Raw genomic sequence first — 20,177 nt, 5'->3', positions numbered from 1 at the left:
ATCACCGCGCTGTATGCCCGGAGTCGCCGCCCGTCAATCCTGCGCGGCGCGGCCGGTCCGCCCGGCCGCGCGCCGCCGGAACCCGGCGCCGTGAGCGCCGGATCCGGGGCGTGCGCACCACGTCCCCCGCAACCGTCCGGCCAAACCCGTCCGGCCGGAAAGCCGCCCGAACGCGGGAACCCCCGGCGCCGTGGGCAGCCGGGGTCCCCGATCGGGGGTACGGGGTCAGCGACGCGCCTCGGCGTGGTCCTCGCGGCCCACGAACACCTCGCTGCGCGCCTCGCCGTCGTCGCTGCCGCCGAAGACCCGCGCGTCGTCGGGCGCCTCGGTGCCGGCCGGGCGGCGGACCGGGCGGCGCGGCTGCGCCGCCTGCCAGGGCAGCGGGCCGGTGGCGTCGCCCACCTCGGCGCGCAGCCGGGGCAGGGCGGTCGGGCGCTGGTCGCGTACCCAGGTCACCAGGTGCTCGCGGACCAGGCAGCGCAGGTCCCACAGGCTGCCCGCGTCGGCGGCGCTGACCAGCGCGCGGACCTTGACCATGCCGCCGGTCGCGTCGGTCACCTGGAGCACGCAGACCCGCCCGTCCCACAGCTCGGTGCCCTCGCACAGGCGGCGCAGCTCCTCCCGCATCGCCTGCACCGGGATGGCCCAGTCCAGGTCGAACTCGGCGGTGCCGAGCACCGCCGCCTCGGTCCGGGTCCAGTTCTGGAACGGCCGGCTGGTGAAGTACGAGGTGGGCAGGATCAGGCGGCGGTCGTCCCAGACCTGCACCACCACGTAGCTGAGCGTCAGCTCCTCGATCCGGCCCCACTCGCCCTCGACCACCACCACGTCGTCGAGCCGCACCGCGTCGCTGAACGCGAGCTGGAGACCGGCGAAGACGTTGCCGAGCAGGCTCTGCGCGGCGAGCGCGGCGACCGCGGCGATCACACCGGCGGAGGTCAGCACACCCGCGCCGACACCGCGTACGGCCGGGAACGTCATCAGCATGACGCCGACGGTGAGGATCACGATCACCGCGATGGTCAGCCGGCGCAGCAGCACCACCTGGGTACGCACCCGGCGGGCGTGCCTGTTGTTCGGCACGTCCACCCGGAACCGGGCCAGCGCGGTGTCCTCCGCCACCACCAGCAGCGAGGCCACCAGCCAGGCGGTGGCGGCGATCATCGCCAGCACGAGCGTGTGCAGGACGAACTGCCGCCACGGGCTGCCGACCGCGTACAGGGTGGTGAACCGCACCGCGATCTGCACCGCGACCACTGTGGCGGCCACCTGGAACGCGCGGTGCGCGTGCTCGGTCAGCTCGGTCATCAGCAGCGAGCGGCGGCCCAGCCGGCGGGTGACCCGGTGCACCACCTGGGCCAGCACCAACGCGATCGCCGCCGCGGCGAGCGCGGCGGCGATGGTCACGACGTAACTCTGCACGAACTCTCTCTCCCTCCGACCGGGCGGAATCGGGCGCAAAGGCCCAATGGTGCCCGGCGGCCCGGGTATCGACCAGGATCAGACCTTGCGGTACCGGGACTGGAAGAAGCAGTAGACGCCGAACGCGGCGATGCCCAGCGCCATGAGCGCCAGCAGCCACGGCCCGTACGACTGGTCGCGCAGCGTCCGCAGCGCGGCGTCCAGGCCACGCGCCTTCTCCGGGTCGTAGTTGACTGCGGCGACCACGACGAGCACGCCGGCGATGGCGAACACGGTGCCCCGGGAGGCGTACCCGGCCATGCCGAGACGGCGGGTGAGCTGGCGGGTCTTCGGGCTCATCTCGCCGGTCTTGAGGTTGCGCTCGAACTTCTTCTTCAGGCCGTAGATCACCATGCCGACGCCGAGCGCGGCGAGCGCAAGTCCGGCCAGCCCGACCAGCCACCGGCCGCCGTCGGAGGCCATCAGCTTCTCGGAGAACTGCTGCTGCTGGTCCGAGGCGTTGGCGCTGGCGTCCTGGAAGACCTTGATCGCGGTCCAGCCCAGCCAGACGAACACGACGACCCGGACCGCCGAGGCGATCCGTTCGAACGTGCGTTCCTTGCCGGTCCGGGAGACGTGGCCGGAGATCGCCTCGAAGGCCTGCCAGATCGCCATGGCGAACAGGCCGACCGCCATCGCGATCAGGAGGAACTTCCCGAGCGGCTGTTCACCGAGGGTGCGCAGCGCGCCGTTCTGGTTCCCCTCCTCGCCGGACTTGCCGAAGGCGATCTGCAGCGCCAGCCAGGCGAGGAGAAGGTGCACGATTCCGTATCCGATGAAGCCGCCACGGGTCAACAGTTCGAGCCACCGGCTGTTTCGAGCCTGGGCGGCGGTGGCTCCGGCATTCCGGGTGAGAGACATGAGCCCTCAATCTCCCGGCGGGCGATTTTCCAAACGTCCGCGCCCGCCGGGAGCGGCCGAAACGGATCAGCCGGCGAGGTCGCGGGCGACCCGCAGCACCACCTGCTGCTCGGTGACGCTGTCCAGGCTGACCTGGAAGCCGGCGACCTCGGTGGCCTGCTGACCCACGGTCAGGGAGAGCTGTTCCCCGGCCACCTCGACGGTGACCTGGTCGCCCTGGGCGCCGACCAGCTTCGCCTCGACGCCGAGGATCCGGGCGCTTGCTTCCACGCCGCGGTCGAAGGTGATCGTGCAGGCGTCGAGGCCGCAGTCGGTCTCGGCACCTTCGGAGCTGCATCCGGCGAGCAGCGCGGCGCCGAGGGCGAGACCGGCGAGCAGACCGGCGGCACGGCGGGCGGGGGCGGAGGTGGCGCGTCGGATCGTCACCCGCCCAAGGATAGGCGGACTGCGCCAGCGCGCCGTCGCGCCCGGGGCCCGCGACGGCCACGCCGGGCGGGGCGTCCGGGGTGCGCGCTAGGGTGCCGGAATGGCTTTCGACGTCGCCCGGGTCCGGGCCGCCTACCCCGCCCTGGCCGAGGGATTCGCCCACTTCGACGGCGCCGGGGGCACCCAGACCGTGGCCGGCGTGATCGAGGCGGTGACCGGCGCCATGCGCGCCGCCACCGGCAACCGCAGCGCCGCTTTCGTACCCGGCCGCCGGGCGCTGGACCTGGTCGCCGGGGCGCGGGCGGCGGTCGCCGACCTGCTCGGCGCGCAGCCGTCGGGCGTGGTGCTCGGTCCGAGCGCGACCGCGCTGACGTACACCCTGGCCCGCACGCTCGGCGCCGGCTGGCGGCCGGGCGACGAGGTGATCGTGTCCCGGCTGGACCACGACGCGAACGTCCGGCCGTGGGTGCAGGCCGCCGAGGCGGCCGGCGCCACCGTGCGCTGGGCCGAGTTCGACCCGGTGAGCGGCGAGCTGCCCGCCGGCCAGTACGCCGACCTGGTCACCGAACGGACCCGGCTGGTCGCGGTGACCGCCGGCAGCAACGCGATCGGCACCGTGCCGGACGTGGCGGCGATCGCCAAGACCGCGCACGCGGCGGGCGCGCTGGTCTGCGTCGACGGCGTGCACGCGGTGCCGCACGGCCCGACCGACCTGTCCACGCTCGGCGCGGACTTCCTGGTGACCAGCGCGTACAAGTGGTCCGGGCCGCACCTCGCGGCGATGGCCGCCGACCCGGCGCGGTGGGAGACGCTGCGCCCGGCGAAGCTGCTCCCCTCCGCCGACTCGGTCCCGGACCGGTTCGAGTACGGCACGCCGAGCTTCCCGCTGCTGGCCGGGGTGACCGCCGCGGTGGACCACCTGGCCGGTCTGGATCCGGCCGCGACCGGCGACCGGCGGGAGCGGGTACGCGCCGGGCTGGCCGCCGCGCAGGCGCACGAGGAGGCGGTCTTCGAGCGGCTGCTCGCCGGGCTGACCGGCCGGTCGTTCGTGACCGTCTACGGCGCACCGGCCCGGCGCTGCCCGACGGTGTCGTTCCGGGTGGCCGGCCTGGCCCCGGCGCAGACGGCGGCGGCGCTGGGCGAGGCGGGGCTGTGCCTGTCGCACGGCGACTACTACGCCTACGAGTACTTCCGCACGATGGGCCTGCGCGCCGACGGCGGCGCGGTCCGGGCCAGCGTCTACCACTACAACACGGTCGAGGAGGTGGACCGGCTGCTGACCGAACTGGACCGGCTGGCCGGCCCCGGAGGGAGAATGGCCCGGTGAGCTTTCAGGTCGAGGACAACCCCGCCAAGCGTCGCTTCGAGATCCTGGTGGACGACGCGCTGGCCGGGTTCGCCGCGTACACCCCCGGCGACGGGGTGCTGGTCTTCACGCACACCGAGGTCGACGACCGGTTCCAGGGTCAGGGCGTCGGCGCGGCGCTGGTCCGGGGCGCGCTGGACGAGGTCCGCGCCCGGGGCGGCCGGATCGTGCCGAGCTGCCCGTTCGTGGCCGCGTTCGTCAAGCGTCACCCCGAGTACGCCGACCTGGTGGCCGACCCGGCGTGAGGCCCGGGCCGGCCGGGGGACCTCCCCGCCCGGCCGGCCCGGGAGTCAGCGGGCGCCGCTGAGCACCTCGGCGGCGGCGCGGGCCGCAGCGGCGGTGGCGCCGTGGGTGGCCAGGTGCACCGCGCCGGTGACCAGCTCGGGCACGCCCAGTTCGACCACCACCGCGTCCGGACGCGCGGCGAGCGCCCGGCGCACCGCGTCCCGCATCCAGTCGTGCCGGTGCAGGTCCCGCACCACCAGCACGAGCGGCCGTCCGGCCGGCAGGTCGCCCGGGTCGGCCGGTACGGCGTCGGCGGCGTAGCGGGCGGTCGTGGTGCCCGGCGCCAGGCTGGCCAGGGGCGCGGCGATCCCCCACGGCGTCTCCTCGCCGATGGCGATGTTGCGCGGCGGCGCGAACTCCACCACGTGCGCCGGCCCGGCCAGCGGCAGCAGCGCGGCGTCGCCGCTGACCCGGACCGCCCGGCGGGCGGCGGCCAGCCCGATCGGTGAGCCGTCGGCCGGTGGCGTGCCGGCGACCCGGCGGGCGCGGGCGGCGACGCTCCAGGCGGCGAGCTGACCGACGCGCTTGGCCGCCTCGGCGAGCCGCTCCTCGGGCAGCTGGCCGCTGATCACCGCGGCGACGATCGCGTCGCGCAGCTCGCGGGCGTCGGCCTCGGTGGCCCGTTCCCCGCCCACGCAGATCGCGTCCGCGCCGGCCACGAGCGCGCGCACCGCCGCGCCGGTGAAGCCGTACCGGTCGGCCACCGCCCGCATCTCCACCGCGTCGGTGACCACCACGCCGCCGAAGCCCATCTCCTCGCGCAGCAGCCCGCCCAGCACGCGCGGGCTGAGCGTGGCGGGCAGTTCCGGGTCCAGCGCCGGCACCAGCAGGTGGCCGGTCATCACCGCCTGCGCCCCGGCGGCCACGGCGGCCCGGAACGGGGCCAGCTCGACCGCGTCGAGGCGGGCCCGGTCGCCGCCGATGCGGGGCAGGTCGTGGTGCGAGTCGATCCGGGTGTCGCCGTGTCCGGGGAAGTGCTTGGCGCAGGCGGCGACGCCGCCGGACTGCAGGCCGCGTACCCAGGCGGCGGTGTGCCGGGCGACCAGGTCCGGGTCGGCGCCGAACGCGCGCACCCCGATCACCGGGTTGGCCGGGTTGGAGTTGACGTCGGCGTCCGGGGCGTAGTCCAGAGTGACGCCGACGGCTGCCAGTTCGGCGCCGAGGTCGCGGGCGACCTCCTCGGTCAGCGCCGGGTCGTCGATCGCGCCGAGCGCGTAGTTGCCGGGCCGGGAGCTGCCCCGGGCGGACTCGATCCGGGTGACGTCGCCGGCCTCCTCGTCGATCGCCACGATGACGTCCGGCCGCTCGGCCCGCAGGTTCGCGGTGAGCGTGGCGACCTGCTCGTGGTCGACGACGTTGCGGGCGAACAGGACGACCGAGCCGAGCCCTTCGCCGAGCCAGCGGCACACCCACGGCGGCGGCGTGGTGCCGACGAAACCCGGTTGCAGGACGGCGGCGGCGAGCGCCGCCAGATCTCCGGTCGATCCCTCGGTCCGCTCGCTCATGTGCTGTCGTACCCCCGTCTCCCCCACGGACCCGCCGGGGCCGGCGGGTGCTGACATGGTCACACCGCGCAGCTAAATAGTCAACAATCCTTACTGTTAGGCGGTGGCGTCCCGCGACCTCCCGTGGGAGAGTTCCCACATGTCCGCCCTGCCGCTCGCCGACGCCACCAGCGCCGCCGACATCCCCGGCGTACGGCTGCTCGGCCTGATCGTCGGCGGCCTGTTCCTGCTGATCGCCATCCGCGCCATGTTCCGCCGCTGATCCGCACCGGGCGGGTGAGCGGCGCAGGCGGTTTCGCGCGGGATCGCCGGGGGTAGCTGAGGCGCTTGATGAAACTGACCACTCACTCCTCCAGCCTGCGCCGGGCGGCACGGAACCTGTTCGGCTGGACCGCGCTGCGGCCCAACCAGCTCGCCGCCATGCGCGCCGTGATGAAGCGCCGCGACGCGCTGGTGGTGCTGCCCACCGGCGCCGGCAAGTCGGCGATCTACCAGATCCCGGCCAGCCTGATCCCCGGCCCCACGGTGGTGATCTCCCCGCTGCTGGCGTTGCAGCAGGACCAGATCGCCGCGCTCAACGAACGGCAGCGTCCGGAGCTGCGCGCGGTGCGGATCAGTTCGGACGAGAGCGCCGCCCAGCAGGCCGAGGCGATCGAGGACATCCGGGCCGGGCGGGCGGAGTTCCTGTTCATCACGCCGGAGGCGCTGAGCAACCCGGACCGGCTCGCCGAGGTCCGGGAGCTGAAGCCGGCGCTGGTGGCGATCGACGAGGCGCACTGCATCTCGGCGTGGGGCCACGACTTCCGCCCGGACTACCTGGCGCTGGGCCACCTGATCGACGGCCTGGGCCGCCCGCCGGTGGTGGCGCTCACCGCCACCGCCTCCCCGCCGGTACGCGACGACATCATCGCCCGGCTGCGGCTGCGCGAGCCCGAGGTGGTGGTCTCCGGGCTGGACCGGCCCAACCTCTTCCTCGAGGTGGCCCACTGCCCCACCGACGACTACCGGTGGCGGCGGCTGATCGCGCTGCTGCGCGACGACGAGCGGCCCGGCATCATCTACGTGCCGACCCGGCGCGCGGCCGAGGAACTGGCCGAGCGGCTCACCGGCGCCGGGTTCCCGGCCGAGTTCTACCACGGCGGCATGCCCACCGCGGCCCGGCACGAGCTGCACGAGGCGTTCCTCGCCGACCGGGTGCCGATCATGGTGGCCACGTCGGCGTTCGGCATGGGCATCGACAAGCCGAACATCGCCTGGGTGGTGCACATGGCGCTGCCCGACTCGCCGGACAGCTACTTCCAGGAGATCGGCCGCGCCGGGCGCGACGGCTCACCGGCCCGGGTGCTGCTGCTGTGGCGCGCCGAGGACGTCGGCCTGCAGCGCTACTTCAGCGGCGGGCTGCCGGACGAAAAGGAGCTGACCGAGCTGGCCGCGGTGCTGCGCGGCAAGGCCCGCAACCGCAAGGAGCTGCGCGAGCTGACCGGGCTCGGCCCGCGCAAACTGGGCCAGTACCTGTCCCTGCTGGAGCAGGTCGGCGCCGCCGAGCCGCGCGCCCGGCAGCGCATCGGCGCGCCCCGGTACGCCCCGGCGGCCGCCGAGTCCGGCCGGGCCGCGCTGGCCGAGGCGGAACGGCAGCAGACGGTGACCCGGTCGCGTACCGACATGATGCGCGCGTTCGCCGAGACCACCGGGTGCCGGGGCCAGGCCCTGCTGGCGTACTTCGGCGAGCAGATGCACGAGGTCTGCGGGCACTGCGACAACTGCCACGCCGGCACCAGCGTGGCCGCCGACGGCGCGGTCGGGCCGTTCCCCGTGCACAGCCAGGTGCGCCACCCGGAGTGGGGCGCCGGCCTGGTGCTCAGCTACGAGGAGGACCGGATGACTGTGCTCTTCGACGAGGTCGGTTACAAGACGCTCTCCGTGCCCGTGGTGTCCGAACAGGGACTGCTGGAACTCGACTAGCCTGACCCGGGCGCCGCGGCGGCGCCCGTCGACGAACGACGACCACGGCGAAAGGGGCCTGATCGTGATCGAGCAGCCGGCGTACACCCGGTTCGGCGTCTCCGACGAGGAGTGGGGGCTGCTGGTGGGGCTGCCGCAGTCGGTGCTCACCGCGGCGGCCGCCGCCGAGTCCGACGGCACCCGCCGCACCATGGCCGAGAACGCCGCCGGGCTGCAGACCATCGCCGCCGGCCGCGAGTCGGCGAGCCCGCTCGTCGCGGCGGTGGCCGGCGAGATCGTCGACCGGGTCGGCGACCCGGAGACCGGCGCGGAGCTTCCGGTGCTCACGCCGGAGGACCCGAAGGCGATGATCGAGGACGTGCTGGCCCGGGCCGGCCAGGCCGCCGCCCTGCTCGCCGCCCGGGTGGACGAAGGCCAGGCCGGGGCGTACCGGCACTGGCTGGTGGACATCGCCGAGCAGGTGGTGGGCGCGGCCTCCACCGGCGGCATCCTGGGCCTCGGCGGCGACACGGTGACCGACTCGGAGCGACGGTTCCGGGACCGGCTGGCCCAGGTGCTGAACGACTGAACGGACTGCTAACAGAAGGCTCCCCGGTCCGTCAATGACGGACGTCACGGCCCCACGGGTGTCGCTTTTCGGCCCCGTGGGGCGTCCTGGTTCTAGCAGGTGTGACGAACCACGGGGGTCGGTTGATGGACGGGAAGCTGCGCCGGCAGGTGCTCGACACGGAGGATCTGCCACCACGCGAGCGCTTCGGCATGTGGCTGGACATGATGGCGAGCACCCCGACGCCGCTGCGGGTGCACACCGCGCACGCCGACGACTTCGTCGCACGGGCCGAGTTCGTCGAGCTGGGCCGGATGCGGCTCATCCGCTACCGCTACCCGTCGGTGGACTGCGTCCGCACCTCGAAGCTGATCCAGCGCTCCGACCCGGACTACTACCTGCTCGCGCTCACGCTCACCGGGACCAGCCAGGCCGACCAGGCGGGGCAGCGGGCCTGCTGCCGCCCCGGCGACCTCACCTTCTACGACTGCTCCCGCCCGCACGAGGTCAGCCACCACGCCGACCCGGCCGGGCCCGCGTACGCCCGCTCGATCGTGGCCCTGATGCCGTACGACGCGCTGCCGCTGCCGCGCCGCCGTCTCGCTCCCCTGTTCGCCGGGCGGATGTCCGGCTCCGAGGGCGTCGGCGGCCTGCTCGCCGACTTCCTCGTCCGGATCACCGCGCACCCCGAGCAGTACCACGCCGCCGACGCCGAGCGGCTGGGCGGGATCGGCCTGGACCTGGTCGCCACGCTGCTCGGCCGCAACCTGGTCTCCGAGGAGGCGGTCCCCACCGAGATCCGGCGGCGCGCCCTGCTCGCCCAGGTGCGCTCGTACGTGGAGCAGCACCTCGGGGACGCCTCGCTGGACCCGGGCCGGATCGCCGACGCGCACCACATCTCGGTGCGCTCGCTGCACCGGCTCTTCGAGGACGAGGAGACCACCGTCGCGGCGTACATCAGGGACGAGCGGCTGGCCCGGTGCCGGCGCGACCTCGCCGACCCGGCGCTGAGCGACCGCTCGATCCAGCTCATCGCCGCCCGCTGGGGCTTTCGGGACAAGGCACACTTCAGCCGCGCCTTCCGGGCCGCGCACGCGGAGACACCGCAGGCATTCCGGGCCCGTCATCTGGAACCGGCACGGATCGTCAACACCACGGCATCCGCAGTCAACTCGGCGCGGACATACTGAACGCAGGGCTGAGACCGCTCCCAGCGGCGGCCCACTGGTATCGGGGGGCCGTGGCGTGGCGTCCGCGGCGGCCCGGCCGCGGGCGGCCGCCCCGGTGGCGGTCTCCCCGCATCCGCGCCGGACGAGGTTTCCGGCCCCGTCGCGCTTCCCCCCAGGACCGACGGGGCCGGTCAGCCGGCCTCCTCCTCCAGCAGCGCCAGCACCGACTTCTCCACCGCCTCGCGCGGCATCTCCGGCTGCACCGGCGCCAGCACCCCGTCGTGGTAGAGGTCGACCACCCGCGGGTCCACGTAGGAGGCCCGCGCCACCGTCGGGGTGTTGCCGAGCAACTCGGCCACCGACCGCATCACCCCGGCCACCGCGCGCCTGCGGGCGGTGGCGGAGCGCTGCGGGCCCACGTTCGCCAGCTCGGCCGCCGCCAGCACTGTGGCGTGCCAGGTACGGAAGTCCTTCGCGGTCATCTCCCCGCCGCTGGCGTCGCGCAGGTAGTCGTTCACCTCGTCGCTGCGCACGTCGCGCCAGGACCGGCCGTCCCAGTAGCCGAACAGCCTCTCCTGGGCCCGCCGCCGCCGGCGCAGGTTGAGCAGCACCCGGCACAGCTCCGCGTCCTCGATCCGGCGGACCTGCTCGATGCCGCCCTTGGCGGGGAACTCGAAGACCACGCACCCGCCCCGGGAGCGGGTGTGCTCGGGGCGCAGCGTGGCCACCCCGAAGGTCGGGTCGTCGCCGGTGGCGTACTGGTCGCTGCCGACCCGGAAGGCGCCCATGTCGAGCAGCCGGGCGACGGTGGCGAGCACCCGCTCCCGGCGCAGGCCGCGCAGCGCCAGGTCCTGCGTGACCCGGTCCCGTAGCGCGGGCAGCCGGTGGGCCACCTCCAGCACGTGGTCGAACTTCGCCTCGTCGCGCTTGCGCCGCCAGCCCGGGTGGTAGAGGTACTGCTTGCGGCCCGCCGCGTCGATGCCGGTGGCCTGGATGTGGCCGTTCGGGTACGGCGAGATCCACACGTCCTGCCAGGCGGGCGGGATGACCAGCTCGCGCAGCCGGACCAGCTCCCCGGCGTCGCGCACCGGCTCGCCGGCCGGGTCGAGGAACAGCCAGCCCTTGCCGCGCCGCCGGCGCGCGTACCCCGGCCGGCCCGGATCGCTACGCCGCAACCGCACCGGATACCCGTTCCACGTCGGCCACCGCGGCCACCACCTCGTCGATCCCGATGGCATTCAATGTCGGGTGGCTTCCTACCCCGCGTGACCCGGTCGAATCCGGGTTGACGTGCGTGGGCTCGATCGCACCGAGGGCGCGGTGGCGAGGCCGGTCCGCCGGTGGCCCCCAGTGCGCCGCCGGCACCGGCCCGAACAGCACCACCGACGCGGTGCCGTAGCCGGTGGCCAGGTGCGCCACGCCGGTGTCCCCGCTGACCACCAGCCGCGCGCCCGCGACGAGCGCGGCCAGCTCGGCCAGCCCGGTCCGGCCGGCCAGCACCGCCTCCGGCGGCAGCCCCCCGTCGCGGGCGACCCGCTCGGCCAGCGCCCGCTCGCCGGCAGATCCGGTCACCGCCACCCGGTGACCGCGCGCGGTCAGCTCCCGGGCCAGCCCGGCGAACCGCCGCGCCGGCCAGCGCTTCGCCGGGATCTTGCTGCCCGGGTGCAGCAGCGTCAACCCGGCCGGTACGCCGCCCGCCGCCGGACGGCGCAGCGCGAGGTCTCCCGGGTCGGCCGGCAGGCCGTACGCGTGCAGCAGGCGGCACCAGCGGCGCACCTCGTGCTCGTCGTCGTCCCAGGCCGGGCCGTCCGGGTGCCCGGCGTCCGGGTTGCGGTGGGCGAGCAGCCGGCCGGGGCGTACCGCGGCCAGCGCCCGGTGCGACTGCGGCCCCCGGCCGTGCAGGTTGACCGCCACCTCCGGCGGCGGTCCGGTCCACGCGATCCGGTCCGGTCCGGTGGTGGGCAGCACCCGGTCGACCGCCCCGGTCAGCTCCGCCAGCGGCGCCAGCCAGTCCGGCGCGGCGAGCACCAGTTCCCGGCCCGGCAGGCCGGCGCGCAGGCCACGCAACGCCGGCACGGCGGTGACCAGGTCGCCGACGCCGAGCGCCCGCAGCACCAGGATCACGGGTACGAGGACTCCTGCGCGGCGCACACCACCATCTCGCGTACCGCGCAGCCGGCCGGCTGGGAGAGCGCGAACATGACCGCGGCGGCGGTGTCGGACGGCTCGTTGAGCACCGCGTCCGGGCCGGGGCGGTACTGCGCGTCCCGCTCGTCGAAGAACGCGGTCCGCATCCCGCCCGGGATCAGCAGCGTCACGCCCACAGTGCCGGCCAGCTCGGCGGCGAGCGCACGGGTGAAGCCCACCACCCCGAACTTCGCCGCGCAGTACGCCGTCGCGTCGCTCACCGCCTTCACGCCCAGCGTCGAGGCCACCGTGACGATGTTGCCGCGGGACGCCTCCAGCCAGGGCAGCGCGGCCCGGATCACCGCGGCCGTGGCGAGCAGGTCCACAGTGACGATCCGTTCCCAGGTCTCCGCCGGGATGTCGGCCAGCTTCCCCGGCACGTCCATGCCGGCGGCGGTGACCACGGCGTCCAGCCCGCCGGAGCGTTCCGCGAGATCGCGCGTGGCGGCCTCGGCGGCTCGGGTGTCGGCCAGGTCGCACTCGGCCCAGGGCACACCGTCGGCGGGACGCTGCCGGTCCAGCACCAGCGGGCGTCCACCGGAGCGGGCCACCGCGGCGACCACCGCCGCGCCGAGCCCGCTCGACCCGCCGGTGACCAGGACCGCGGGCCCGGCACCGGGAGCGGGGGCGTTCATGCCGCCGCCCGCGCGACCGCGCCGGATCGGATGCGTCGCTCGTTCATCGTGCTCCCTTCGCCGTGGACCGGACCACCGTCTGCGCGACGGCCTCCGCCGGGTCGAGCGTCGGGGCCGGCCATCCGCCGCTGCCCCGTCCCGCCCGCGCGGCAGCGATCATGTCGGTGGTCGAGCGCCCGTCGAGGTACGGCACCACCACCGTGTGCCCGCCCCAGCGGGCCAGGATCTCCGACTCGGGCAACGTCTCGGCGCCGCCGCCGCTGGCGTAGTCGCCGCCCTTGACCCAGATGTCCGGACGCAGCCAGGACAGCGCCGCCTCCGGGGTCGGCTCGTCGAAGATCAGCACCGCGTCGACGCAGCCGAGCGCGGCGAGCAGCCGGCCCCGGTCGCCCTGCGGCACGACCGGGCGCTCCGGTCCCTTGAGCCCGGCCACACTGGCGTCGGAGTTGAGGCAGACCACCAGGCAGTCGCCGAGTTGCCGGGCCGCCTGGAGCGTCGCCACGTGCCCGGCGTGCAGCAGGTCGAAGCAGCCGCCGGTGGCGACCACGGTGCCGCCGGCCGCGCGTACCCGGGCCACCACCTCACCGGCCGCCCCGGCGCCGACCCGGTCGCCGCCGCTGGTGACCACCGCCGGGGCCACCGCCCGTACCGGGGCCGGCAGCGCGGCGGCCACGCCACCCCCGGCCACGTACGCGGACGCCTGCGCGACCGCCTCCTGCACCGCCTCGGAGACCAGCGCCCCACGGGCCAGGGCCAGCGTGGCGGTGGACGCGAACCGGTCCCCCGCCCCGCAGGTGTCCCCCTCGGCCGGTGGCGCCGGCACCACCAGGGGCGTGGATCCGGCGTGACAGAGCAGCGCGCCGTCCCCGCCGAGCGTCACCGCTACCGCGCGCGCCTGCCAGCGGCGGCGCAGCGCCTGCGCGCTGCGGGACGCGGCCGCGAGGCGGGACCCGCCCGGCGGCGTCTTGGCCAGGTCGCGGGCCTCCGGCTCGTTCGGGGTGGCCAGGTGCACCCCGGGTACGGCTGCCGGTCCGCGCGGATGCGGGTCCCAGACCACCGGCGCCCGGGTGGCGGCCAGCGCGGCGCGCAGCGCGGGATGCCCGGCCACACCCCGGCCGTAGTCGCTCACCAGCACGGCGGACGCGTCGGCGATCAGCCGCAGCACGGCGTCGCTGGGCTGACCGGGCACACCGGCCGCGCCGCCCCGGTCGTGGCGCAGCAGCACCCGGCCGCGTACCCGCAGCCGGACCTTCTCCGGGGTGGCGCCGGCCAGCGGCAGCGCGTACAACCGCACCCCCGCGGCGGCGAGCAGCGTGCCGATCCGGGCCCCGCCGGCGTCGTCGGCGACCGCGGTGACCAGCGCGACCTCGGCGCCCTGAGCGGCCGCGAACACCGCGGCCAGGCCGGCGCCGCCGGGACGGTCGACGGAGGAGGTCTCGTCCAGCACCGGCACCGGGGAGTCCGGGCAGAGCCGGTTCACCAGACCCTCGACGTCGCGGTCCAGCAGCGTGTCCCCGAGCACCACCACCGGCCCCCTCATGCCCGGCCTCCCGGTCCGGCGGGCGCCGCCGGGTCCGGGTCGCCGAGCACCACCTCGACGCCGGTACGCACCGGTTCGGCCGGCGCCGGGGCGGCGAGCGCCGCGGGCAGCGCCCGTTCGACGTACTCGCAGAGCACGTGCGAGGCCACCAGATGCAGCTCCTGCACCACCTGCCCGTCCGGCGAGTCGATCGCCAGGTGCTCGTGGCAGAGGTCGGCGAGGGGGTTGGGCGCGGGGCCGGTGAAGGCCCAGGTGCGCAGGCCGGTCTGGTGGGCGGCGTGGGCGGCGGTGAGGAGGTTGGTGCTGGTGCCGCTGGTGGTGAGGAGCAGGAGGATGTCGTGGGGTCGGCCGTGGGCGCGTACCTGTCGGGCGAAGGTTTCGTCGTAGCCGTAGTCGTTGGCGATGGCGGTGAGGGCGCTGGTTTCGGCGTGGAGGGCGATGGCGGACAGGGGTTGGCGGTCGTGGCGGAGTTTGCCGACGAGTTCGGCGGTGAGGTGCTGGGCTTCGGCGGCGCTGCCGCCGTTGCCGGCCACCAGCAGCCGCCCGCCGGCGGCGAGCCGCTGCGCCAGATCCTCACCCCAGCGGGCCAGCATCCGCTCCGACTCCCGCAGCGGCAGCAGCGCGGCGGCCAGCAGCGCCAGATGGTCCTCCAGCAGCGTGCCGCCGGCGGCCGGCGGGGTCGCCGTCATCAGGCGACCACCCGGGTGGGACGGCCGACGCTGGCCACCTCGCCGTACAACTCGGTGAGGCGGTCGGCGGTGGTGGCCCACGAGTAGCGGGTGCGCGCCCGCTCCAGCGCCGCGGTGGCGTAGGCGAACCGGCGGATCCGGTCACCGAGCAGGCCCCGGATCGCCGCGCCGAGCGCCGCCGGATCGCGGGCCGGCACCAGGTCGCCGGTCCGGCCGGGCACCACCGTGTCGATGAGCCCGCCGACCGCGGTGCCGACCACCGGCACGCCGCACGCCATCGCCTCCAGCGGGGTGAGCCCGAACGGCTCGTACCAGGGGGCGGCGACGAGCACGTCGGCGGACCGGTACCAGCGGCCCATCTCCTCCCGGGGGACCGCGCCGACCAGCCGCACCCGGTCGGCGACGCCGAGCGAGCGGGCCAGCGTCCGCAGGCGCAGCGCGTACGGGTCGGTCTCCAGCAGTCCGGCCGGCGGGCCGCCGACCACCACGCACTCGGCGTCCGGCACCTCGGCGACGGCCCGGATGACGTCCTGGAAGCCCTTGCGCTCGACCAGCCGGCCGACGGTGAGGATGCGGGCCCGGCCGCCGTCACGGTCGGCCACCGGGCCGAGCGGGGCGAACGTGGACAGGTTCACCCCCGACGGCACGACTGTCATCCGGGAGCGGGGCACACCCATCCGGACCAGCTCGGCGACCTCGTCCTGGCACTGGGCGACCACCCGGTCCACCGAGCGGCCCAGCTTCCGCTCGTGCTCGACCCGGCCCGGCGGGCTGGTGTCCTGCGCGCCCTGGTGGCGGCGCTTGACGGTGCCGAGCGCGTGGTAGGTCTGCACCACCGGCACGCCCGCGCGGCGGGCCGCGGCGAGCCCGGCCAGCCCGCTCATCCAGAAGTGCGCGTGCACCACATCGGGCTGCCAGTCGCCGGTGCGCCACCGGTCGGCCAGCCAGTTGCCGAACGCCGGCATGTACGGCAGCAGGTCGTCCTTGGCCACCGGCTCGGCCGGCCCGGCCGGTACGTGCACCACCTCGTACCCGTCCGGAGCACGCACGCTCACCGGCAGGTCCACCGCGTCGAGCCGGGTGTAGACCCGTACGTCGTGACCGGCGGCCGCGAGCGCGGCGGAGAGCTCCGCGACATGCGTGTTCTGGCCACCGGCGTCCTCCCCGCCGAGGACGGCGAGCGGGCTGGCGTGCTCCGAGATCATCGCGATGCGCATACTTCCTCCTCCAGCAGCCGGTCCCAGTCGGCGAGGAAACGCTCCAGGCCGTAGCGGCCCCGGGCGGCGGCCCGCGCCGCGGCGCCCGCCCGGCGGGCGGACTCCCTGTCGTCCAGCAGGCCACGGGCGGCCTCGACGAGCGTGTCGACCCGGGTGGACAGCGCGCCCGCCTCCGGCGGGACGGCTTCCACCGCTTCGGTGGTGGCCAGCGCCACCACCGGCATGCCCATGGTCATGGCCTCGACGAGGCTGAGGCCCAGTGAGGTCCAGCGGCACAGGTGCAGGTAGGCACGCCGTTTGGCGAGTTCGGCGTGCATGGCGTGCTGGGGTACGTCGTCGTGGCTGGTCAGCCGGTCCTCGGGCAGTCCGAGGTGGGCGGCGAGACCGGCCACCTTCATGCCGTAGACGTCGAGCGGGGCGAGCGCGGCGAACCGGGCGAGCAGGTCGGTGCCGGTTACGCGCCAGCGGCGTACCGGCTCGTTGATGACCACGGCGAGGCGGTCGAGTTCGCCGGTCCACTCGACGGCGGGCGGTACGACGCCGTGGTCGACCACCGTGGTGCGGGTGCCGCCGTTGTCCCAGAACAGCTCGTTGAACGCGGTGACGTGGGTGAGCAGCAGGTCGTCGCGGTCGGCCATGGGATGACGGGTGTTCGGCACGTCGCCTTTCGGCGTGTTGTGCTCGACGTAGATCGCCGGGACGTCGCGTCCGGGGCGGCGGCCGAGCCACTCGGCGGCCAGGTCGAGTTCCTCCGGGCGCTGCAGGATCACCAGGTCCACGTCGGCGCCGCGCAGGTCTTCCGGCGTGACCTCGACCGCGCTGTCCGGCCACGGGTAGGTGCGCGCCCGGCCCAGCCCGTACGGGCCCCGGTCCGGCGTCACCGGCACCAGGTAGCGGTGCTTGCCGTGCACGAAGGACGTCGTCCACGACCCGTGGACGTGCCACAGCAGGATGTTCATCCGACCACCCCGCCCGCCACCGGCGCCGGCACGCCGAGCAGCCGCAACGCCTCCAGCACCCGGCCCGGCTCGACAGCCGACAGGCACGGGTGCCCGGGGACCGGGCAGACGGTGGCGCGGGTGTCCCGGCAGGGCGCCGCCGCGTCACCGAGGCGCACTGTCGGCACCCGGTAGGGCCCCCACTGCCCGAACGGCACAGTGGGCGCGAACAGGCTCACCACCGGCACGCCGAGCGCGGCGGCCAGGTGCGCGGGGCCGGTGTTGCCGACCACCAGCGCGCCGGCGCCGGCGACCACAGCGGCCAGCTCCGCCAGCCCGGTACGCCCGCCGAGGTCGACGCCGCCCGCCGCCGCGACCCGGGCGGTCAGCTCCCGCTCGTCCGGCCCGCCGGTGACCACCACCCGGTGACCGGCCGCGCCGAGCACCCGGACCACTCGCGTGGCCAGTTCCTCCGGGCAGGCGCGGGTCTCCACCGAGGACCCGGGATGCAGCACCACGTAGCCGGGCGCCCCGGCCTCGGCCGCGGGCGGCGGAAGCCGGTCGGAGCGGATGCGCAGGGCGGGTTCGTCGTGGCCGGGCAGCGCGAATCCGGCGGCGGCGGCGAGGGACAGGGCGCGTTCCGGTTCGGGTACGCCGGCCGGGACGCGGTGGCGCACGTCGAGCAGGCTGCCCGGGTAGTCGTCGCTGATCGCGCTGATCCGGGGCACCCCGGCCAGGCGCAGCAGCAGCGCCAGCGGCAGCGCGGACTGGTGGAAGGAGGTGAAGACGACGGCTTCGTCGGCGCGTACGGCCGCGAGCCGGTCGGTGAGCGCGCGCATGTCACCCGGGTCGACGGGCGGGGCGGGCGCGTCGATCCACGGCAGCGGCGCTTCGATGATCTCGTCCACGCCGGGCAGCAGTTCGGCCGCCGCCCGGCCGCGTGGCCCGCACAGCAGCACCACCCGCTGCGCGCCGGCCGCCACCGCGCGGATGCCGGGACCGGTCACCAGCACGTCACCGGCGGCGTCGCTGCGGACGACGAGGACCGTGCCCCGGCGGTTACGGCCCGCGCGTTGCGGCGCGGCCGTGAGGCGCATCCTGGCCAGCACTGTGCTCACCGCGTCCGGCAGGTCGGCGGCGACGGTCGGCGCGGCGGCCACCTCGGCAGCCCGGGTGGCCGGCGTGGGCACCATGATCGTGGCAGCGCCGGCCGCCGCGGCGGCGGCCGTGTCCGCGCCGATGTCGCCGATCAGCACGCACCGGGTCGGTGTGGTGCCGAGCGCGCGGGCTGCCTCGTGTACGAGCCCGGGCGCCGGCTTGCGGCAGGCGCACCCGTCGGCTTCCGCGTGCGGGCAGATCGCCCAGTGGTCGAAGGGCCCGAGCAGTTCCTCCACCCGGGCGTTGACCAGCCTCAGCTCGTCCGCGGTGAAGCAGCCGCGGGCCAGGCCGGACTGGTTCGTCACCACGGCGAGCCGCAACCCGGCCGCCCGCAACCGGTCCAGCGCCTCCCGGGCACCCGGCACCGGCCGTACCTTCTCCGGGTCGCCGTTGTACGGCACGTCCTCGATCAGCGTGCCGTCCCGGTCCAGCAGCACCGCGTCGTAGAGGCCGGACGGGAACCGGTCAGCACCCGGGTCAACCCGGGCTGACCTGCACTGATCCCGCTCCTGGTCCCGTCGCACGGGCGGCGGGTTCCCGAGCCCCCGAGGAGTAAACGTCGACGTCGGCGCCAGGCGCGCCCCGCCGGTGCCGGCGCACACGTTGCCACGACCGTTCCGGTCCGGCGATACCCGCCGCCCCCGAGAAGCTAACCCGCTCGCCGTTAGCGGCGGCCCGGGGCGGGGTACCGGTTGGTGATGGCGGTTGTGGAGAAAGTGATCGACGCACCTCCGGAGCAGGTCTTCGAGGTGCTCGCGGACGGGTGGACGTACAGCGACTGGGTGGTGGGCACCGTGCACGTGCGGGACGTGGACGACACGTGGCCCCGGGTCGGCAGCAACCTGCACCACCGGGCCGGGCCCTGGCCGTTCTCGCTGCAGGACAAGTCCACCGTGCTGGAGTGCCAGGCGCCGCACCGGCTCGTGCTGCGCGCCGGGTTGTGGCCGGCCGGCGAGGCGACAGTGGCGTTCGCTCTGGAACCGCTGGAGGACGGCCGGACCCGGGTGACCATCGGCGAGGACTTCGCCGCCGGGCCGCTGCGGTGGGTCCGGACCAAGCTCAACGACCTGGTGCTGCATCTTCGCAACCGGGAGACGCTGGCCCGGCTGTCCGACATCGCGACCCGGCAGAAGCCGGAGCGGGATCGATCCCTCGGCGGGGCGTCTGTGCGGCCGCCGCACGGCCCACTGGATACCCTCTCAGATGAACCTGTCCGCTGACCGAGGATGTCCGTGATGATCGAACCCGTGCAGTTACCCTCCCCGTGGGGGGATGCGCGCCTGACCGTCGTCGTTCCGACCTACAACGAGGCGGGCAACCTCCCGGTGCTGGTCGAGCGCCTGCTCGCGCTGCCTCTGCCGGGGCTGAAGGTGCTGGTCGCGGACGACAACTCCCCGGACGGCACCGGTGAGGTCGCCGACAAGCTGGCCATCGAGCACCCGGACCGGGTGACGGTGGTGCACCGCCCGGGCAAGGAGGGTCTCGGCCGGGCGTACGTGGACGGCATCGGCCGGGCGCTCGACGACGGCGCGGACTTCGTCGCCCAGATGGACGCCGACCTGTCGCACCCGCCGGAGGCGCTGCCCGGCATGCTCGGCGCGCTGCTGTCCACGCAGGCTTCGGTGGTCATCGGCTCGCGGTACGTGCCCGGCGGTGAGCTGGACGAGAACTGGCCGCTGTACCGGCGCGCGCTCAGCGGCTGGGCCAACCTGTACGTGCACACGCTGCTGCGCGTGCGCATCCGTGACCTGACCGCCGGCTTCAAGATCTGGCAGGCCGAGGCGCTGCGCGCGATCGGGCTCGACCGGGTCCAGTCGAACGGCTACAGCTTCCAGGTGGAGATGCACTACCTCGCCACCAAGCTGGGCCACACCATCCTGGAGGTGCCGATCCGCTTCGAGGAGCGCCGCGACGGCGACTCGAAGATGACCACCGCCACCAAGATCGAGAGCGCGTTGATGCCGTTCAAGCTGCGCAGCCGGCACCGCAACCTCGACTCCTGATCCGCCCTGCCCTGCCGCGCGCCCGCAACGCGCCCTCACGCCGCTGTCACGGCGCGTGAGGGCGCGCTCGCCCCGCCATGTCCCGCACCCCGCGCCCTTGCTCTGCCGCCACCGGCGCAGCACCGCGTTGACCTGGGGCGCTCTCCCGGCGCCACGGCCCCACCCCAGGCGCAATCAAGCACGCCGCGTAACCAACCCCGCATGCCTCACCGCCCCACCCCGCCACCC

Annotated in this window: 20 protein-coding genes; 8 read left to right on the top strand and 12 right to left on the bottom strand. The window is 75.2% G+C overall.

Features of this window, described 5'->3' with window-relative positions:
• Positions 1-225 precede the first annotated feature (225 nt).
• From KBX43_RS29305 to KBX43_RS29295, 3 genes are all read right to left on the bottom strand, one after another.
• Complete coding sequence (locus tag KBX43_RS29305) at positions 226-1,422, bottom strand: mechanosensitive ion channel family protein (protein ID WP_043325015.1); 1,197 nt, start codon at positions 1,420-1,422, stop codon at positions 226-228.
• 78 nt (positions 1,423-1,500) lie between these two features.
• The gene (locus tag KBX43_RS29300) at positions 1,501-2,322 is read right to left on the bottom strand and encodes a DUF1206 domain-containing protein (RefSeq protein WP_043325016.1); all 822 of its coding nucleotides are present in this window, start codon (positions 2,320-2,322) and stop codon (positions 1,501-1,503) included.
• Between the two features lie 66 nt (positions 2,323-2,388).
• Positions 2,389-2,748 (bottom strand): hypothetical protein, encoded by a 360-nt coding sequence (locus KBX43_RS29295; protein ID WP_043325017.1) that lies wholly within the window; start codon positions 2,746-2,748, stop codon positions 2,389-2,391.
• Between the two features lie 100 nt (positions 2,749-2,848).
• Here KBX43_RS29295 and KBX43_RS29290 point away from each other — a divergent pair, with 100 nt between their 5' ends.
• Together KBX43_RS29290 and KBX43_RS29285 are read left to right on the top strand one after the other, a co-directional pair.
• Positions 2,849-4,075, top strand: coding sequence for a cysteine desulfurase-like protein (locus KBX43_RS29290; RefSeq protein ID WP_210888372.1), 1,227 nt, complete (start codon positions 2,849-2,851; stop codon positions 4,073-4,075).
• The gene (locus tag KBX43_RS29285) at positions 4,072-4,359 is read left to right on the top strand and encodes a GNAT family N-acetyltransferase (RefSeq protein ID WP_064448745.1); all 288 of its coding nucleotides are present in this window, start codon (positions 4,072-4,074) and stop codon (positions 4,357-4,359) included. Before KBX43_RS29290 ends, KBX43_RS29285 begins: the two co-directional genes overlap by 4 nt.
• 45 nt (positions 4,360-4,404) lie before the next feature.
• Here the strand turns inward: KBX43_RS29285 and KBX43_RS29280 are convergent, their stop codons facing one another.
• A complete protein-coding gene (locus KBX43_RS29280) occupies positions 4,405-5,904 on the bottom strand; it encodes a glycoside hydrolase family 3 protein (RefSeq protein WP_210888370.1) in 1,500 nt (499 codons plus the stop codon).
• A gap of 139 nt (positions 5,905-6,043) precedes the next feature.
• Here KBX43_RS29280 and KBX43_RS31985 point away from each other — a divergent pair, with 139 nt between their 5' ends.
• The 4 genes from KBX43_RS31985 to KBX43_RS29265 all read left to right on the top strand — a co-directional run bounded on the left by KBX43_RS31985 (position 6,044) and on the right by KBX43_RS29265 (position 9,603).
• Entirely contained in the window at positions 6,044-6,166 is a 123-nt protein-coding gene (locus KBX43_RS31985; RefSeq protein WP_255358596.1) for a hypothetical protein, read from the top strand.
• A gap of 68 nt (positions 6,167-6,234) precedes the next feature.
• The gene (locus tag KBX43_RS29275) at positions 6,235-7,866 is read left to right on the top strand and encodes an ATP-dependent DNA helicase RecQ (protein ID WP_210888368.1); all 1,632 of its coding nucleotides are present in this window, start codon (positions 6,235-6,237) and stop codon (positions 7,864-7,866) included.
• A 64-nt stretch (positions 7,867-7,930) separates the two neighbouring features.
• Positions 7,931-8,434 carry a hypothetical protein gene (locus KBX43_RS29270; RefSeq protein ID WP_064448748.1) on the top strand — a complete coding sequence of 168 codons (504 nt, stop codon included), beginning with the start codon at positions 7,931-7,933 and terminating at the stop codon, positions 8,432-8,434.
• A gap of 125 nt (positions 8,435-8,559) precedes the next feature.
• Positions 8,560-9,603: a helix-turn-helix domain-containing protein gene (locus tag KBX43_RS29265; protein WP_043325022.1), complete on the top strand. Its 1,044-nt coding sequence runs from the start codon at positions 8,560-8,562 to the stop codon at positions 9,601-9,603.
• Positions 9,604-9,773: 170 nt separating this feature from the next.
• Here the strand turns inward: KBX43_RS29265 and KBX43_RS29260 are convergent, their stop codons facing one another.
• From KBX43_RS29260 to KBX43_RS29225, 8 genes are read right to left on the bottom strand one after another with little or no spacing between them, the layout of a single operon-like run.
• A complete protein-coding gene (locus KBX43_RS29260) occupies positions 9,774-10,763 on the bottom strand; it encodes a DNA topoisomerase IB (RefSeq protein ID WP_210888365.1) in 990 nt (329 codons plus the stop codon).
• Positions 10,747-11,706, bottom strand: a complete 960-nt coding sequence (locus KBX43_RS29255) for a glycosyltransferase family 9 protein (RefSeq protein ID WP_069089899.1) — start codon at positions 11,704-11,706, stop codon at positions 10,747-10,749. Before KBX43_RS29255 ends, KBX43_RS29260 begins: the two co-directional genes overlap by 17 nt.
• Positions 11,703-12,404 carry an SDR family oxidoreductase gene (locus KBX43_RS29250; RefSeq protein WP_043325024.1) on the bottom strand — a complete coding sequence of 234 codons (702 nt, stop codon included), beginning with the start codon at positions 12,402-12,404 and terminating at the stop codon, positions 11,703-11,705. Before KBX43_RS29250 ends, KBX43_RS29255 begins: the two co-directional genes overlap by 4 nt.
• Before the next feature lie 43 nt (positions 12,405-12,447).
• Positions 12,448-13,944 carry a PfkB family carbohydrate kinase gene (locus tag KBX43_RS29245; RefSeq protein WP_210888363.1) on the bottom strand — a complete coding sequence of 499 codons (1,497 nt, stop codon included), beginning with the start codon at positions 13,942-13,944 and terminating at the stop codon, positions 12,448-12,450.
• Positions 13,941-14,633 carry an SIS domain-containing protein gene (locus KBX43_RS29240; RefSeq protein ID WP_043325027.1) on the bottom strand — a complete coding sequence of 231 codons (693 nt, stop codon included), beginning with the start codon at positions 14,631-14,633 and terminating at the stop codon, positions 13,941-13,943. Before KBX43_RS29240 ends, KBX43_RS29245 begins: the two co-directional genes overlap by 4 nt.
• The gene (locus tag KBX43_RS29235) at positions 14,633-15,850 is read right to left on the bottom strand and encodes a glycosyltransferase (RefSeq protein ID WP_210888361.1); all 1,218 of its coding nucleotides are present in this window, start codon (positions 15,848-15,850) and stop codon (positions 14,633-14,635) included. Before KBX43_RS29235 ends, KBX43_RS29240 begins: the two co-directional genes overlap by 1 nt.
• Positions 15,835-16,809, bottom strand: a complete 975-nt coding sequence (locus tag KBX43_RS29230; RefSeq protein WP_064448753.1) for a glycosyltransferase — start codon at positions 16,807-16,809, stop codon at positions 15,835-15,837. Before KBX43_RS29230 ends, KBX43_RS29235 begins: the two co-directional genes overlap by 16 nt.
• Positions 16,806-18,470, bottom strand: a complete 1,665-nt coding sequence (locus KBX43_RS29225; protein WP_113973171.1) for an HAD-IIIA family hydrolase — start codon at positions 18,468-18,470, stop codon at positions 16,806-16,808. Before KBX43_RS29225 ends, KBX43_RS29230 begins: the two co-directional genes overlap by 4 nt.
• Positions 18,471-18,644: 174 nt before the next feature.
• Here KBX43_RS29225 and KBX43_RS29220 point away from each other — a divergent pair, with 174 nt between their 5' ends.
• Together KBX43_RS29220 and KBX43_RS29215 are read left to right on the top strand one after the other, a co-directional pair.
• Entirely contained in the window at positions 18,645-19,166 is a 522-nt protein-coding gene (locus KBX43_RS29220) for an SRPBCC family protein (RefSeq protein WP_307189071.1), read from the top strand.
• Positions 19,167-19,181: 15 nt separating this feature from the next.
• Complete coding sequence (locus KBX43_RS29215; protein WP_043325031.1) at positions 19,182-19,949, top strand: polyprenol monophosphomannose synthase; 768 nt, start codon at positions 19,182-19,184, stop codon at positions 19,947-19,949.
• The last annotated feature ends 228 nt before the right edge of the window (positions 19,950-20,177 follow it).

The sequence above is a fragment of the Micromonospora sp. C41 genome (assembly GCF_018070485.1).
Classification (GTDB): Bacteria; Actinomycetota; Actinomycetes; order Mycobacteriales; family Micromonosporaceae; genus Micromonospora; species Micromonospora chalcea.
This window is presented reverse-complemented; position numbering and strand designations above follow the sequence as displayed.

Bases quoted from the DNA above. Each gene is read 5' to 3' on its own strand.
- KBX43_RS29300 (WP_043325016.1), bottom strand. From the start codon at position 2,322: ATGTCTCTCACCCGGAATGCCGGAGCCACCGCCGCCCAGGCTCGAAAC.
- KBX43_RS29290 (WP_210888372.1), top strand. From the start codon at position 2,849: ATGGCTTTCGACGTCGCCCGGGTCCGGGCCGCCTACCCCGCCCTGGCC.
- KBX43_RS29280 (WP_210888370.1), bottom strand. From the start codon at position 5,904: ATGAGCGAGCGGACCGAGGGATCGACCGGAGATCTGGCGGCGCTCGCC.
- KBX43_RS31985 (WP_255358596.1), top strand. From the start codon at position 6,044: ATGTCCGCCCTGCCGCTCGCCGACGCCACCAGCGCCGCCGACATCCCC.
- KBX43_RS29275 (WP_210888368.1), top strand. From the start codon at position 6,235: ATGAAACTGACCACTCACTCCTCCAGCCTGCGCCGGGCGGCACGGAAC.
- KBX43_RS29265 (WP_043325022.1), top strand. From the start codon at position 8,560: ATGGACGGGAAGCTGCGCCGGCAGGTGCTCGACACGGAGGATCTGCCA.
- KBX43_RS29250 (WP_043325024.1), bottom strand. From the start codon at position 12,404: ATGAACGCCCCCGCTCCCGGTGCCGGGCCCGCGGTCCTGGTCACCGGC.
- KBX43_RS29245 (WP_210888363.1), bottom strand. From the start codon at position 13,944: ATGAGGGGGCCGGTGGTGGTGCTCGGGGACACGCTGCTGGACCGCGAC.
- KBX43_RS29240 (WP_043325027.1), bottom strand. From the start codon at position 14,633: ATGACGGCGACCCCGCCGGCCGCCGGCGGCACGCTGCTGGAGGACCAT.
- KBX43_RS29235 (WP_210888361.1), bottom strand. From the start codon at position 15,850: ATGCGCATCGCGATGATCTCGGAGCACGCCAGCCCGCTCGCCGTCCTC.
- KBX43_RS29230 (WP_064448753.1), bottom strand. From the start codon at position 16,809: ATGAACATCCTGCTGTGGCACGTCCACGGGTCGTGGACGACGTCCTTC.
- KBX43_RS29220 (WP_307189071.1), top strand. From the start codon at position 18,645: ATGGCGGTTGTGGAGAAAGTGATCGACGCACCTCCGGAGCAGGTCTTC.
- KBX43_RS29215 (WP_043325031.1), top strand. From the start codon at position 19,182: ATGATCGAACCCGTGCAGTTACCCTCCCCGTGGGGGGATGCGCGCCTG.